Annotated in this window: 13 protein-coding genes; 3 read left to right on the top strand and 10 right to left on the bottom strand. The window is 73.4% G+C overall.

What is annotated here, in order from left to right; genetic code table 11:
* Window positions 1-16 precede the first annotated feature (16 nt).
* Complete coding sequence (locus OHT74_RS30305; protein WP_266668703.1) at window positions 17-592, bottom strand: histidine phosphatase family protein; 576 nt, start codon at window positions 590-592, stop codon at window positions 17-19.
* A 31-nt stretch (window positions 593-623) separates the two neighbouring features.
* Window positions 624-2,069 carry an aminotransferase-like domain-containing protein gene (locus tag OHT74_RS30300; RefSeq protein WP_266668701.1) on the bottom strand — a complete coding sequence of 482 codons (1,446 nt, stop codon included), beginning with the start codon at window positions 2,067-2,069 and terminating at the stop codon, window positions 624-626.
* Here OHT74_RS30300 and OHT74_RS30295 point away from each other — a divergent pair.
* Entirely contained in the window at window positions 2,068-3,045 is a 978-nt protein-coding gene (locus tag OHT74_RS30295; protein ID WP_328621931.1) for a DMT family transporter, read from the top strand. The two genes, OHT74_RS30300 and OHT74_RS30295, sit on opposite strands and share 2 nt — an antisense overlap.
* Before the next feature lie 61 nt (window positions 3,046-3,106).
* Window positions 3,107-3,304, top strand: a complete 198-nt coding sequence (locus tag OHT74_RS30290; protein ID WP_266630889.1) for a DUF1918 domain-containing protein — start codon at window positions 3,107-3,109, stop codon at window positions 3,302-3,304.
* Between the two features lie 30 nt (window positions 3,305-3,334).
* On the opposite strand, the gene OHT74_RS30285 is transcribed toward OHT74_RS30290, so the two are convergent.
* Window positions 3,335-4,591 (bottom strand): glycoside hydrolase family 10 protein, encoded by a 1,257-nt coding sequence (locus tag OHT74_RS30285; protein ID WP_328621930.1) that lies wholly within the window; start codon window positions 4,589-4,591, stop codon window positions 3,335-3,337.
* A gap of 154 nt (window positions 4,592-4,745) precedes the next feature.
* Between OHT74_RS30285 and OHT74_RS30280 the strand changes: the two genes are divergently transcribed.
* Complete coding sequence (locus OHT74_RS30280) at window positions 4,746-5,639, top strand: 3-hydroxybutyryl-CoA dehydrogenase (RefSeq protein WP_266668698.1); 894 nt, start codon at window positions 4,746-4,748, stop codon at window positions 5,637-5,639.
* Between the two features lie 23 nt (window positions 5,640-5,662).
* On the opposite strand, the gene OHT74_RS30275 is transcribed toward OHT74_RS30280, so the two are convergent.
* From OHT74_RS30275 to OHT74_RS30245, 7 genes are all read right to left on the bottom strand, one after another.
* Entirely contained in the window at window positions 5,663-6,193 is a 531-nt protein-coding gene (locus tag OHT74_RS30275) for an NUDIX hydrolase (RefSeq protein ID WP_266668696.1), read from the bottom strand.
* 53 nt (window positions 6,194-6,246) lie between these two features.
* Window positions 6,247-7,587 (bottom strand): transcriptional regulator, encoded by a 1,341-nt coding sequence (locus OHT74_RS30270; RefSeq protein WP_328621929.1) that lies wholly within the window; start codon window positions 7,585-7,587, stop codon window positions 6,247-6,249.
* A gap of 369 nt (window positions 7,588-7,956) precedes the next feature.
* Window positions 7,957-9,033, bottom strand: a complete 1,077-nt coding sequence (locus OHT74_RS30265; protein WP_328621928.1) for a PP2C family protein-serine/threonine phosphatase — start codon at window positions 9,031-9,033, stop codon at window positions 7,957-7,959.
* A 150-nt stretch (window positions 9,034-9,183) separates the two neighbouring features.
* Window positions 9,184-11,712: a phenylalanine--tRNA ligase subunit beta gene (gene pheT, locus OHT74_RS30260; RefSeq protein WP_328621927.1), complete on the bottom strand. Its 2,529-nt coding sequence runs from the start codon at window positions 11,710-11,712 to the stop codon at window positions 9,184-9,186.
* Window positions 11,712-12,839, bottom strand: a complete 1,128-nt coding sequence (gene pheS / locus OHT74_RS30255; RefSeq protein WP_328621926.1) for a phenylalanine--tRNA ligase subunit alpha — start codon at window positions 12,837-12,839, stop codon at window positions 11,712-11,714. Before pheS ends, pheT begins: the two co-directional genes overlap by 1 nt.
* Window positions 12,840-12,991: 152 nt before the next feature.
* On the bottom strand, window positions 12,992-14,194 hold the full coding sequence (locus OHT74_RS30250; protein ID WP_328621925.1) for a sensor histidine kinase: 1,203 nt from the start codon (window positions 14,192-14,194) through the stop codon (window positions 12,992-12,994).
* 56 nt (window positions 14,195-14,250) lie between these two features.
* Window positions 14,251-15,111 (bottom strand): TrmH family RNA methyltransferase, encoded by an 861-nt coding sequence (locus tag OHT74_RS30245; RefSeq protein ID WP_266668685.1) that lies wholly within the window; start codon window positions 15,109-15,111, stop codon window positions 14,251-14,253.
* Window positions 15,112-15,163 lie beyond the last annotated feature (52 nt).

The raw sequence follows: 15,163 nt of genomic DNA, 5'->3' as shown, positions 1-15,163 counted from the left end.
AGGCTAGGCCCTGTCGTCAAAGTGGCGCCTGGAGCGAGAGGTGCCAGTGGCCCGAGCGGCCCGTCAGGGTGATCGTCGAGAGCGGGCGGACGTCCACGTTCCAGTACGTCAGCGGGGCCGCCTTCAGTGCGTACACCAGGGCCGCCCGGACCACCGAGGGCTCCGCCACGGCCACGATCGCGCCCCCGTCGTCGGCGGGCCGGGTGTCCAGCCAGCCGCCGATGCGGGAGATGAACGCGAGCAGGGATTCGCCGCCGTGCGGGGCGGCAAGGGGGTCGGTGAGCCAGAGGTCCACCGCTCCGGGGTCGCGCTCCGCCACCTCGGCCAGGGTCAGCCCGCGCCAGCGGCCCATGTCGCAGTCGCGCAGCGCCGGCTGCGCGAGCGGCGCGTACCCGAGGGCCTGCCCGGTGGCCCGGCTGCGCGGGCTGGGCGAGCAGTAGCGGAGTTCGGCGGCGCCCAGGGGCACGAGCCCGCGCGCTGCGGATTCGACCGCGTGCCAGCCCGCCCCGTCCAGCGGGCGGTCGTCGTCGAAGCGCTCGGCGAGCAGCGAGGAACCACGGGCTGCGGCGACGAGCGAGACCCGAACATTCATGCCGAGATGGTGAGCCGCATGCCGCACGGGGTCAAGCGCCTGGACCGACGGCGTCGCCGGCCCCGCTGCGCAGTCGGCGTACGGCCTCGTTCAGCTCCCCCGCGCCGGACACCCCGGCGAAGCTGAGCCGTACGTACGGACCCGGCGGCTCGGCACAGAAGTACGGGCGGCCCGCGGCGACCGCGACCCCGGCGCGCAGGGCCGCCGCCGCGAAGGCCGTGTCGTCGCCGCCCTCGGCCATCCTCGCCCACAACTGGTATCCGCCCGAGGGCAGATGGGGCAGGGTCAGCCCCGGCAGCTCCCGGCGCAGCGCGCCCGCGAGCACGTCCCGCCGGTGGCGCAGCTCGGCGGCGACGGCCCGCAGGTGGCGGGGCCAGGCGGGCGCCCCGACCAGCTCCAGGGCGGCCTCCTGCAGCGGCCGGGACACGAAGAAGCTGTCCACGATCTGGATGGCCCGCAGCCGGTCCAGCACCGGGCCGCGGGCGGCGAGCGCGCCCACCCGCAGGCTGGGCGAGGTGGCCTTGGTCAGGGACCGGACGTGTACGACCACCCCGTCGTGGTCCTCGGCGGCCAGCGTCGGGGGCAGCGGACCGGCGTCGTCGTGGCCCAGGGCCCGGGCGTAGTCGTCCTCCACGACGAAGGCCCCGGCGGCCCGCGCGATCCGCAGCACCTCGGCCCGCCGCGCGGGAGCCAGCACCGCACCGGTCGGGTTCTGGAACAGCGGCTGGCATACGAACACCCGCGCCCCGGTCGCTTCGAAGGCGGCGGCCAGCAGCTCCGGCCGGACCCCCTCGGCGTCCACCGGGACGGGCACCGGCCGGCATCCGGAGGCGCGGGCGATGGCCAGCAGCCCGGGGTAGGTCGGGGACTCCACCAGGACCGGCGCCCCGGGCGGGGCCAGCGCCCGCAGGGCGGTGGTCAGCGCACTCTGCCCGGCCGCGGTGACCAGTACGTCGGCAGCCGCGACGGCTCCGCCGATCTCCCGGGCGAACCAGTCGCGCAGCTCGGGCAGCCCCTCCATGGGCGGCCGTTCCCAGGCCCCGGGGCGCCGCCCGGCTCGGGCGAGCGCGGCGGCCATGGCCCGCTCGGGCTGGATGGAGGGGTGCAGGTAGCCGCTGTTGAGCCCGATCACCCCGGACGGCGGCGCAGCCAGACAGGCCAGCACCCCCGAGGCGTCCACCGAGCGCGGCACGATCTCGCCGTCGCCCTCCGCGCTGAGGGCGACCTCCTGCCAGGAGGTGTCCCCGGGCGCGGGCTCCGCCGTCCGGGGCCGGGCCCGGAACACCCCGGCGCCGGGCCGGGTGACGACCAGCCCCTCGGCGGCCAGCTGCGCGAGGGCGCGGGAGACGGTGACGGGGCTGACCCGGAAGCGCTCCACCAGTGCTCGGCTCGACGGGAGCTTTCCACCGACCGAGTAGCGGTTGAGCTCCGACCGCAGGGATTCTGCCAGTTCGGCCACACTGCTACGCTCGTACATGACAGCAAAGAATAGCGCTACTCTCCCGACGTCGATAGCGGTTGAGCGCTCGGCCCGCCGGTTCGGCCGGGGCGGGCGGAGTCACGACGGCAGCCGCGGCCCCGGCCGGGGCGCTCCCGCCGGCCGGGCCACCGGAGGCACCGCGCTCGCCGCGCTCGGCGTCATCGCCTTCTCGCTGACCTTCCCCGCCACCGCCTGGGGCCTGGAGAGCTTCGGCCCCTGGTCCTTCGTCGCCGTGCGCAGCGTGCTCGCGGCCCTGATCGCGGGCGCCTTCCTGCTGGCCGGCCGCGTGCCGCTGCCCGCCCGCGAGCACCGGGCGGGCCTCGCCGTCGTCGCCGCCGGGGTCGTCGTCGGCTTCCCGCTGCTCACCACCCTGGCGCTGACCACCTCCACCACCTCGCACGCCGCCGTCGTGGTCGGCCTGCTCCCGCTCACCACGGCCGCCCTGTCCGCGCTGCGCACCGGCGCCCGCCCCTCACGCCGGTTCTGGGCGGCGGCCGTCGCCGGAGCCGCCGTCGTGCTCGGCTTCACCCTGGCCCAGAGCGGCGGCGCCCTCTCGGCCGGCGACGGCTACCTCTTCGGGTCGCTGCTGGTCTGCGCGGCCGGGTACACCGAGGGCGGGCGCCTCGCCCGCGTCATGCCCGGCTGGCAGGTCATCGGGTGGGCGCTGGTGCTGTGTCTGCCGCTCGGCCTGGCCGGTTCCGCGCTGGGGCTCGCGTACGAGCCGGTGCACCTGACCGGCCACGGGCTGGCCGGTCTGCTGTGGGCGGCCGCCGGCTCCACCTTCCTCGGCCTGTACGTCTGGTACCGCGGCATGGCGGAGATCGGCGCGCCGCGGGCCAGCCAGCTCCAGCTCGCCCAGCCGCTGCTGACCCTGGTCTGGTCGGTGGCGCTGCTGGGCGAGCACCTCTCCCCCGCCGCCCCGGCCGCCGCCTGCGCGGTTCTGGTCTGCATCGCCGTGACCCAACGGGCTTAAACCGCACAATCCGCCGTAAACTGCTGTCACCGGATCCAGACCGCCTCCGAGGAGGTCAGCAATGCGCGCGACCGAGGGCGACCAGTTGGTGCAGCACGGCAGGATCGTGGGACAGCACGACAAGGTCGGTGAAATCACTCAGGTACTCGGCGAGAACGGCACCCCGCCCTACCGGGTCCGTTTCCAGGACGGTCATGAGGCAGTCATGTCCCCGGGGCCCGACTGCGTCGTGAAGCACCCGACGGAGCCCACGCACTGATTCGGCGCGGCCGACGCGGCCGACGCAGTCTCAGCGCGGCGGCACGGCCGTCGGGTAATGGTCGGCAACGACCCTGGCCATCGCTCCATTGGGGTCCGCGACCACCTGCTTCGCCGAGAAGTAGACGTGGCCGCGGACCTCGGGGTACTGGCGGGCGAACGTCAGGTGCTTCGACAGCTCCGCCGGATCGCGCCACGCCGCGGTGGAGCTGTTGCGGTCGCAGCGGTACAGCGCCTCGCCCACGTACAAGGCCACGTCGGTGCCGGCGACGGTGTCCGCCCACCAGGGCACGATCTTCGCGTAGTCGGCCGCCGGGTGGCCGATCTGCCAGTACGCCTGCGGCACGATGTAGTCGATCCAGCCCTCCCGGACCCACTTGCGGGTGTCCGCGTACAGGTCGTCGTACGTTTCGACGCCGGCCTGCGTGGCCGAACCCAGCGGGTCCCGGCTGCTGTTGCGCCAGACCGCGAAGGGGCTGATGCCGAAGCGCGCCTCCGGGCGGATCGAGCGCAGCCGCTCCGACATCTCGCGGACCAGCGTGTCGGTGTTGTTGCGGCGCCAGTCCGCGCGGGACGCGAAGGCGCCGCCGTGGCGCGCGTACGCGTCGTCGTCGTCGAAGGACTGCCCCTCGGCGGGGTACGGATAGAAGTAGTCGTCCCAGTGCACCCCGTCCACCGCGTAGCGGGAGACGGCATCGAGCATGGCCTCCTGCACGAACGCGCGCACCTCGGGCAGACCTGGGTTGTAGTACAGCTTCCCGTTGTACGGGACCGTCCAGCCGGGGTTGCGCCGGGCCGGATGATCCGCGGCCAGGCGCGCGGGTTCGGTGTGGTTGGCCACCCGGTACGGGTTGAACCAGGCGTGCAGCTCCAGCCCACGGGCATGGGCTTCGGCGACCGCGGTACCCAGCGGGTCCCAGCCGGGGTCCTCGCCCTGCTCCCCGGTCAGCCACTGCGACCAGGGCTCCCGGGCGGCGGGCCACATGGCGTCGGCGGCCGGCCGGACCTGGAGGATCACCGCATTCAGGCGGCGGGCGACGGCGGTGTCGAGGAGGCCGGTCAGCTCGTCCCGCTGGTCGTCGGCGTCCAGCCCGCTCTCGGAGGGCCAGTCGACGTTCTCCACAGAGGCGATCCACATCGCGCGGAACTCAGCGGCCGCCTCCCTCCGCCCGCCGCGCCCCCGCGCCGCCCGGGCCGCGTGCGCCGGGCCCGCCCCGCCCGTCGCACCCGCCGCGGCCAGCAGCCCGGCGGCCCCCGCCAGCAGCCCCCGCCGTCCGATGTACGCCATGTGACGACTCCGTTCCGTTGCGTGACATTGCTCTGCGTCTGACAGCATGCCCGCCCCGGCGCCCCGGCATGGTCAAGGTCGGGGGTAACGTCGTGGGGCGTGGCGGGCGCCGGAATGCAGTTACCACTGCGAAGCACGGGGGACCCGCCGACGGATGAGCAGCGAAAGGCACGAAGTGACTGACCTCCCTTCCGACATCACTCGAGTCGGCGTAGTGGGCTGTGGCCAGATGGGCGCGGGCATCGCCGAGGTGTGCGCGCGCAGCGGCCTCGAGGTGAAGGTCGCCGAGACCACCGGCGAGGCCCTGGAGATCGGGCGCACCCGGCTGCACAACTCCCTGACCAAGGCCGCCGAACGCGGCAAGATCAGCGAGGAGGAGCGGGACGCCACCCTGGCCCGCCTCACCTTCACCACCGATCTCGGCGAGTTCGCCGACCGCGACCTCGTCATCGAGGCCGTCGTCGAGAACGAGCAGGTCAAGACGGAGATCTTCCAGGTCCTCGACCAGGTGATGACCCGCCCGGACGCGATCCTCGCCTCCAACACCTCCTCGATCCCGCTGGTCAAGCTGGCCGTCGCGACCTCCCGGCCCGACCAGGTCATCGGCATCCACTTCTTCAACCCGGCCCCGGTGCAGCAGCTCGTCGAGCTGATCCCGGCGCTGACCACGAGCGAGGAGACCATCAAGCGGGCCGAGGCCCTGGTGGGGAAGGTCCTGGGCAAGCACGCGATCCGCGCCCAGGACCGGTCCGGCTTCGTCGTCAACGCCCTCCTGGTCCCCTACCTGCTGTCGGCCATCCGGATGTTCGAGTCCGGCATCGCGAGCCGCGAGGACATCGACAACGGCATGGAGCTGGGCTGCGCCCACCCGATGGGCCCGCTCAAGCTCTCCGACCTGATCGGCTTGGACACGATCGCCTCGATCGCCGACTCGATGTACGCGGAGTACAAGGAGCCGCTGTACGCCGCTCCCCCGCTGCTCCAGCGGATGGTCGACGCGGGCCGCCTCGGCCGCAAGACCGGCTCGGGCTTCTACCCGTACGGCTGACCCCCGCGACCCGCGGCCCGGCGCTAGCCGAGCCGCAGATGGTGCAGGAGCAGCAGCCCGGCCGCCATGTTGGCGGCCGGGATCTCGCCGCGCGCGATCATGTCCGGAACCAGTTTGAGCGGCACCCACTCGCGGCGCGAGGACTCGAAATCGTCCTCGGGATGCCCGATGTACGTCGCGCCGTCCGCCCAGTAGAGGTGGTGGCGGGCGTCGGTCAGCCCGTTGGCCGGCTCGACGGTCATCAGGTGGTGGAGGGGCCCCGGCCGCCAGCCCGACTCCTCCTCCATCTCCCGGGCCGCGGCGTCTGCGATGTCCTCGCCGTCCTCGACCACGCCCGCGGGCAGCTCCCAGCCCCAGCTGTCGGTGATGAACCGGTGCCGCCACAGCAGCAGCACCTCATTGGCCTCGTTGACGGCCGTGGCGACGGCGACCGGCCGCAGCCGGATCACGAAGTGGTCCAGGTGCCGGCCGTCGGGAAGTTCCACATCGGCGAGATTCACGTCGAACCAGCGGTTCTTGTACACGGTCTGCTCACTCAGGTTCGTCCACTGCACGGTTGTGCCACCTTCCGTTCGAGTAGGTGGCAACATGGCAGCAGTTCACGCGCTCACAGGGGAACGCGCAGCGCCCCGTCGATGAGCTGTGCGGTCTCCTCCGCGCCGGAACATCCGCTGGTCAGCAGCTGTTCGCGGACCGCCCGCAGCCGGTCCCGCAGCCGCAGCGACTCCATCCCCTTGGCCCGCTCGGCCATCTCGGCGGCGGCCGCCACCGCCCGGTCCGCCTCGCCCTGGCGCAGCTGGATCTCGCACAGCATCGCCAGCCGGTGGACCCGCCCCCGGTCGTGCGCGGGCGTCCCGACGGCCGCGGTCGCCTGCTCGTGGGCGGCATCCAGATCGCCGAGGCTGAGCAGCGCCTCGGCCACCTGTACGTTGACCAGCCCGGGCTGTACGTACCCCGTCTCGTCGGGCTCCGTACCGGGCCGGATCCGCTCGGCGGCCGCCTCGGCATGCCGGATGCAGCCCAGTGCGGCGGCGGTGTCGCCGAGTTGGGCGTACGCCTTGGCCTGCATGGCGTACAGGTCGGCGGTCAGGGCCGGGGTGGTGTGCCGGCCTGCGGCGCGCAGCGCGGCCTCGGCGAAGGCGACGGCCTGGCGGTACTCCCGCAGGTGCAGTGACTGGTTGACGATCAGCGCGATGACGTAGGCGCCGAGGCCCCGGTCCCCGCTCGCCTTCGCGAGCCGCAGCGCCTGGTGGAAGTACCGCTGGGCGAGCCCGTGGGCGTCCGAGTCGTACGCGCAGATCCCGGCCACCGCCACGAGGGACCCGGTGGCCCGGTGCAGCTGGCGGCCGAGGCCGTCGGGGTAGCTCCCGCGCAGCATGGGCGCGGTCTCGCTGCCGAGGAAGCGGACGATCCGGGCCCGGGTGGCCACACCGCCGGCCCGGCGGTACATCAGCTCGTAGTGCGCGCGGGCGGCCCGCAGGATCTCGATGTGCTCCGGCCCGATCCGGTTCGGCCCGTCGCGGGAGACGTCGGCGTCCTCGGGCGGGTTCTCCCACTCCCAGACCGGGATCACGGCGGGCGTTCCGGTGACGGCCTCGGCGGTGAGCAGCTGGAACCGGCCTTGCTCGTCGGAACGCCACAGGGCAGCGGCCCGGTCGACGAAACCGCTGAGCGGGGAGCCCTGCGCGGACACGGGCTGGCCGGGCACGCCGAGCCCGACGTCGTCCAGCGACACCGGGCGCCGGAGCCGGCCGCCGAGCACCTCGCAGATCAGGTCGGGCACCTGGCCGCGCGGCCGCTGCCCCTTCAACCACCGGGTGACGGCGGTGTGTTCGTAGCGCAGGGCCAGTCCGCGGGACCGGCCTGCCTGGTTGACGTGTGCTGCGAGTCCGGCGTGGGACATGCCCGCCTCGGCGAGGAGGGCGTCGAGCAGGGCATTGGGCTGCATGGGCCCCTCCAAGGGCTCTTCGGTCTCAGGCTAGTGGGTGTGCGGTTCACACGGGGTGTACTTCCTTTTGATTCACACGGGGTGTGAACCGAGTACGCGCATAAATGCGATACGCACCCTGCCGCAAGGAGCCCTGGGAGCGGTTCACTTAAGAGCCTCGCCAAAGAGGCAGCCCGGGTCGTCGGCTCCCCCTCGTACAGTGCGACGACCCGCACCGCGCCGCCCGCTCTGCTGTCTGCCCGACACTCCATGGCAGGCGGGCGGCGCGCTCCGGCTCCGCCGGCGCCCGGTTGGTCGCCGGGCCCCGGCAGGGGCCGCGGAACGCGCGCCGGGCCCTCCCACCGGGCCCGGTGTGCGGTTCCCTCCGGCTCAGCAGCTGCGGTCGCTGCGCAGCACCAGCAGGGCGACGTCGTCGGCGAGTTGCCCGCCGGTGTGGTGCAGCAGTGCGGCGTGCACGCCCGCGACCAGCCGCGCGGGCGTGTCCGCCTCATGGGAGGGATGCTCTGCGAGCACGCTGCGCAGGGGGAAGAAGCGACCGTCGCGGTCGCGGGCGTCTTCGGCGCCGTCGGTGTGCAGGAACAGGACGTCGCCGGGCCACAGTTGTCCGCAGTCGTCTCCGACCAGCCCGTCGGGCACGGGCACCACACCGAGTGGCGGCAGCACCTCACCCCCGTCGAGCGATTGCACGGCCATGCGCCGCTGCGCGAGGCCTTCCCCCACCCCGCCCCTTCTCCGTTTCCCGGGCTCTGCCCGGACCCGCGCCTCGAACGCCGGCGGGGCTGAACGTGCCCGGCGCGGGCTGTACGGCCCGCAAGGCTCAAGCGGCTGCGGCTCGCGCAGGAGGTACGGCCACGGGTGGCCGCAGTTCAGGGCCAGGACGGAACCGTCCTCCGCGATCTGGAGCAGCAGCACCGTCACGAACTCCTCCGACAGCCCGTCCGCGTCCCGGACGTGTCGGGACAGGGCCCGTTCCATGCGGATCAGCACCCCGCCCAGCGCGGGTTCGTCGTACGCCGCCTCCCGAAAGGCACCGAGCACCGCCGCCGCCGCGCCCAGCGCCGGCAGCCCGTGCCCCCGTACGTCCCCGATGACCACCCGGACCCCGTACGCCGTCGGCACGGCCTCGTACAGGTCGCCGCCCACCGCCGCGCCCCGGCTCGCCGACAGCTGCGCCGCCGACAGCATCAGGCCGTCGATCCGCCCCGGCAACGGCCGCAGCAGGGCCCGCTGCGCCGCGCCCGCGATCTCCTGCGAGCGGCGCAGCTCGGCCATCAGCCCGCGCCGGATGTGCAGTGCACACCCGGTGGCCAGTAACAGGAACGCCGCGCAGCTGGCCAGGCTCGCCCCCAGCCGCCCAGAGGTGGACAGCTCCCAGGACACCGCGGCGCCTCCCCATGCCAGGACGCACACCCGGCGCACCTGGGGCATCTCCCCGCACGTGATCATCGTTCCGGCCTCCCCTCGGCCGCCAACGATTCTGTCGACAGCCCGGAGCACCGGACACGGCTCAACGGCGTTCTCACCCGAATGAGTGAGGGGCGCATCCGGTGGTCCGGACACGCCCCTCAGCCCTCAGCAGTAACAGCCGCGGCAGCGTTACGCTCCGCGCAGCACCGCGCCCGTGCGCTCGGCGGCCAGCGCCACCGCCGCGTCGCGCGCGGCCGTGGACTCCTCGGCCGTCAGCGTGCGGTCGGCCGCGCGGAAGCGCAGCGCGTACGCCAGGGACTTCTTGCCCTCGCCGACCTGCTCACCGGTGAACACGTCGAACAGCCGCAGGGACTCCAGCAGTTCGCCGGCGCCCTTGCGCAGCGCGGCCTCGACCGAGGCGGCCGGGACCGACGCGTCCACGATCAGCGCGACGTCCTGGGTCGCCACCGGGAAGGTGGAGATCCGGGGCGCCTGCACGGCGCCGCCGCCGGCCGCCGCGAGGCGGTCCAGGTCGAGCTCCATGGCGCTGGTGCGGGCCGGCAGGCCCATCGCCTTCACGACGCGCGGGTGCAGCTCGCCGGCGTGGCCGATGACCGTCTCCACCCCGTCCAGGGTGACGAGCAGTTCGGCGCACCGGCCCGGGTGCCACGGCCCGTACTGGCCCTGGCGCACGACGAGCTCCACGCCGGCCTCGACGGCCAGCGAGCGCGCGGCCTGAACCGCGTCCGCCCAGTCGGCCGGGCGGCCCTTGCCCCACCAGCCGGCCTGCTCGCGCGCACCGGCCAGCACGACCGCGGCGTACCGCGGCTGGGCCGGCAGGGCGGCGTTCAGCGTGGCGATCTCCTCGGCCGTGGGACGCCGGTCGACGGGCAGTCGTACGGCGACACCGGGCTGCGGGCCGGCCCGGAAGACCGAGCCCGTCTCGAAGAGGGCGAGGTCGTGGCTGCCCCGGCTGTCGTTGCGGCGCAGTGCGCCCAGCAGGCCCGGCAGCAGCGTGGTGCGCAGCGCCGGCTCCTCGTCGGAGATCGGGTTGACCAGCTTGACGACCTGGCGGGCCGCGTCGTGCGCGGGCAGCTGGAGCTGGTCGAAGACGCCCTCGCCCACGAACGGGTAGCTGAGCGCCTCGACGTAGCCCGCGCCGGCCAGCGCGCGGCCGACCCGGCGGTGCAGCTGCTGCCGGGCGGTCAGACCGCGGCCGGAGGGCAGCTTGGGCAGGGTCGACGGAAGGTTCCCGTAGCCCTCGAGCCGGATGACCTCTTCGGCGAGGTCGTTGGGCTCGGCGAGGTCGGGGCGCCACGACGGGACGGTCACGACGAGCTCGTCCTGGCCGTAGACGTCGCAGCCGACCTCCTGGAGGCGGCGGACGACGGTCTCGCGGCCGTAGTCCATGCCCGCGACCCGGTCCGGGTGGTCCGCGCGCATCGCGATGGTGCGCGGGGCGCCCGGGGCGGTGAGCTCGGTGACGCCGGCCTCGGCGGTGCCGCCCGCGAGCAGCACGAGCAGGTCGACGGTCCGCTGCGCGGCCGCGGAGGCCGCCTGCGGGTCGACGCCGCGCTCGAAGCGCTTGGAGGCCTCGGAGGCGAGCTTGTGGCGGCGGGCGCTGCGCGAGATCGTCAGGGCGTCGAAGTGCGCCGCCTCGATGACGACGTCCGTGGTGCCCGAGACCGCGCCGGTCTCGGGGTCGGTCACGGAGTCGGCGATCTCGGTGTCGGCGCCGCCCATGACGCCGGCGAGGCCGATCGGCCCGCTGTTGTCGGTGATCACCAGGTCCTCGGCGTCGAGCGTGCGCTTGACGCCGTCGAGGGTGGTGAACTTCTCGCCCTGCTCGGCCCGGCGCACGCCGATGGCGCCGTCCAGGCGGGAGCGGTCGTAGGCGTGCAGCGGCTGGCCGAGTTCGAGCATCACGTAGTTGGTGACGTCGACGGCGAGCGAGATCGGGCGCATGCCGGCCTTCTGCAGGCGCCGCGTCAGCCAGATCGGGGACTTCGCCTCGGGGTCGAGGCCGGTCACCGTACGGGCGGTGAAGCGGTCGCAGCCGGCCGGGTCGTCGATCTTGACCAGGTAGCCGTACGAGTTCGGCGCGGGCACGTCGAGCAGCGCCGGGTCGCGCAGCGGCAGGCCGTACGCGGTGGCCGTCTCACGGGCCACGCCGCGCATCGACAGGCAGTAGCCGCGGTCCGGGGTGACGGCGATGTCGAGGACCTCGTCGATGAGCTGGAGCAGCTCGATCGCGTCGGTACCGACCTCGTGCTCCGGGGGGAGCACGATGATGCCGTGGGTGCCGTCGTCGCCCATGCCCAGCTCGTCGCCCGAGCAGATCATGCCGTGCGAGGTGCGGCCGTACGTCTTGCGCGAGGCGATCGCGAAGTCGCCGGGCAGGACGGCGCCGGGCAGGACCACGACGACCTTGTCGCCGACGGAGAAGTTCCGGGCGCCGCAGACGATCTCCTGCGGCTCGCCGGTGCCGTTGGCCTGGCCGACGTCGACCGTGCAGAAACGGATCGGCTTGCGGAAGCCCTCGAGCTCCTCGATGGTCAGCACCTGGCCGACGACGAGGGGGCCCTTGAGGCCGGCGCCGAGCTGCTCGACCCTCTCGACCTCGAGGCCGGCGTCTACGAGCTTGGCCTGTACGTCACGACCGGTCGTGCCCGCAGGCAGGTCGACGTATTCCCGCAGCCAAGAAAGCGGGACCCGCATCAGATCTCCATCCCGAACGGCCGGGTGAACCGGACGTCACCCTCGACCATGTCTCGCATGTCTTCGACGTTGTGGCGGAACATCAGCATCCGCTCGATGCCGAACCCGAAGGCGAACCCGCTGTACTTCTCGGGGTCCACACCGCAGGCGATGAGCACCTTGGGGTTGACCATTCCGCAGCCGCCGAGCTCGATCCAGCCCTCGCTGGAGCAGGTGCGGCACGGGCGGTCGGGGTTGCCCACCGACTCGCCGCGGCACACGTAGCACTGCATGTCCATCTCGGCGGACGGCTCGGTGAACGGGAAGAAGTTCGGGCGCAGCCGGGTGGTCATGTCCTTGCCGAAGAGCGCCTGGACCATGTGGTCCAGGGTGCCCTTGAGGTCGGCCATGGTCAGGCCCTCGTCGACGGCGAGCAGCTCGACCTGGTGGAAGACCGGGGTGTGCGTCGCGTCGAGCTCGTCGGTGCGGAACACCCGGCCCGGGCACACCACGTACACGGGCGGTTCCCGGTCGAGCAGCGAGCGCGCCTGCACCGGGGAGGTGTGGGTGCGCAGCACGACGCCGGACTCGTCGCCCTCGGTACCCTCGGGCCCCTGGACGAAGAACGTGTCCTGCATCTGGCGCGCCGGGTGGTCGGGCGTGAAGTTGAGGGCGTCGAAGTTGAACCACTCCGCCTCGACCTCGGGGCCCTCGGCCACCTCGTAGCCCATGGCCGTGAAGACGTCCGCGATGCGGTCCATCAGCGTGGTCAGGGGGTGCCGGGCGCCGGCCGGGACGCGGTCGTACGGCAGCGTGACGTCCACCGCCTCCTCGACCAGCACCCGCTCGTCGCGCTCCGCTTCGAGCTCGACCGTGCGGGACCCGAAGGCCTTGTTCACGGCGCCGCGGGCCTGGCCCACGCGCTTGCCCGCCTCGGCCTTGGCCTGCGGCGGCAGGGCGCCGATCTCGCGGTTGGCGAGCGCCAGGGGCGAGCGGTCGCCCATGTGCGCGGTCTTCGCCTCACGCAGCGCGTCGAGGTCGCCGGCGGTCGCGAAGGCGGCGAGCGCCTCGTCCCGCATGCGCTCGATCTCTTCCGGTTTCAGTGCCTCGACCTCGACAGGGTCGTACGACTTGTTCGGTGCCGACATCTCTTCCCGTACTTCCGATGGCTGGCTGGTGGGTCCCCCGCGCGACACGCAGGGCGCGCTCGGCACAAGGACACAAAGGTGCCAAAGGACGAGTCTAAAGGTCGCTGGGGGTGAAGGAGCCCGTGGGCCGCCTGGCGAGACGCTCCGCAGGGTTACTGCGTGAGGTAGGCAGGCGCCCCCACGGGCAGGATAAATCGGAACTCGGCGCCGCCGCCGGGGCCGCGGCCGACCGTGATGGTGCCGCCGTGGGCCTCCACGATGCCCTTGACGATGTACAGGCCCAGGCCGGTGCCGCCGCGCTTGCTGCCCCGCCAGAAGCGGGTGAAGACACGGCCCATCGACTCCTCGGGGATCCCGGGGCCCTCGTCGGTCACGGTGACGGCGGTTCCCTTCTCGGTCTTGCCCGCAGCGTTCGTCATGCTGGTCGGCGATACGTCGATGGTGACCGTTCCCTCGCCGTGCCGCACCGCATTTTCGAGGAGGTTGCCGAGGATCTGGTCGATCTTGTCCGGATCGGCCCACAGATCGGGGAGCGAGCTGCTGACCCGTACGAGGAACCGCTCGGGTGCCTGGCCGTTCGCGGTGAGCGCCTGCACGTGGCGGCCCACGGCGGTGGCGATGTCCACCGGCTGGCGGCGCACCTCGAGGCGGCCCGAGTCGATGCGGGAGATGTCGAGGAGCTCGGCGATCAGCCGGGTGACGCGGTTGGCGTCGGCGTCGACGGTCTCCAGCATCAGCCGCTTCTGGTCGTCGGTGAACCGCTCCCACTTGGCGAGCAGGGTCGCGGTGAACCCCTTGACGGAGGTCAGCGGCGAGCGCAGCTCGTGCGCGACGGTGGCGATCAGCTCGGCGTGGCTGCGCTCGGTGCGGCGGCGGGCCTCGGTGCCGCGCAGGGTGACGACGAGGCGGCGCAGCGGGCCGGTGGGGTGGGTGCGCACGTACCGGGCGGAGACCAGCACCTCGCGGCCGCCGGGGAGCAGGAGGTTGCGCTCGGGCTGGCCGCGCCGGGTGGCGAGGCCCCCGTACGGGTCGGTCAGCGGCCACCAACGGCGGCCTTCGAGGTCCTCCAGCGGCAGCGCCCGGTCGATGCGTGCGCCGAGCGCCTCGTCGGGGGCCAGGGCGGTGATCCGGGCGGCGGCGGAGTTGAAGCAGATCACCCGGCCGGTGTGGTCGGCGACGACGAGCCCGTCGGGCAGGTCGTCGGGATCGATCCCGAGCTGGGCGAAATCGCAGGGATCGCAGGATTCGGGTGCGGCCGGTCCGGCGCGGCCCGCGGCCTGCGGGGGCACGGCCGCCAGGGACGGCGTCCCGGACGCCTTCACGGCCCCGGGCGAGCTGTTCGTACCGACGGTCATGTCCCCGTACCCCACATCTCCGAGTAGCGCAGTGGGCCCCCCGGGCCGCCACATTACTAGCTGGGGGTCACGGAGCGGCACCCTCCGGGAGCCCGCTGTGCACGAGCGGACGCGTAGAGGCACACCGCGGCGGCCGTGGCGAGGTTCAGGCTCTCGGCTTTTCCGTGGATCGGGACGCGTACGACGGCGTCCGCGAGCGCCCGGGTCTCCTCCGGCAGGCCCCACGCCTCGTTGCCGAAGACCCAGGCCGAGGGGCCGCCCATGGTGCCCGCGTCGAGCTCGGCGTCCAGGTCGTCCTCGCCGGCCCCGTCGGCGGCGAGGATCCGCACGCCGGCCGCCCGGAGCCCCTCGACGGCCTGCTCCACGGGAACGCCGACCGCCACCGGCAGGTGGAAGAGGGAGCCCACGGAGGCCCGTACGGACTTCGGGTTGTACAGGTCCACGGAGGCGTCGGTCAGGACGACCGCGTCCGCTCCGGCGGCGTCGGCGCAGCGCAGCACCGTGCCGGCATTCCCGGGGTCGCGGACGTGGGCGAGGACGGCGACCAGCTTCGGCTCGGCCTTGAGGATGTCCTCGAACGGCGAGTCGAGGAAGTGGCAGACGCCGACGAGCCCCTGCGGGGTGACGGTCTGCGAGACCTCGGCGAGCACCTCGTCGGAGGCGTAGTGGACGCGCGCGCCTGCGGCCAGCGCGGCATCGATGATCTCGGCGTAGCGCTCGGCGGCCTCGACGGTCGCGAACAGCTCGATCAGCGTCGACGCGCCGCCCGCGCCCCGGTGCTCGACGGCCTCACGGACGGCCTGCGGGCCCTCGGCGATGAACCGGCGCTCCTTGGTGCGGAAGTTGCGGCGCGCCAGTCGCCTGGCGGCGGCCACCCGCGGGGATCGGGGGGAGATCAGCTCGGCGGGGGTGCCCATGGCGGTCGGCTCGCTTCCGTACGTACAACAGGTGGAACTCAGTCGAACTCGG

The sequence above is a fragment of the Streptomyces sp. NBC_00354 genome, assembly GCF_036106915.1.
Classification (GTDB): domain Bacteria; phylum Actinomycetota; class Actinomycetes; order Streptomycetales; family Streptomycetaceae; genus Streptomyces.
This window is presented reverse-complemented; position numbering and strand designations above follow the sequence as displayed.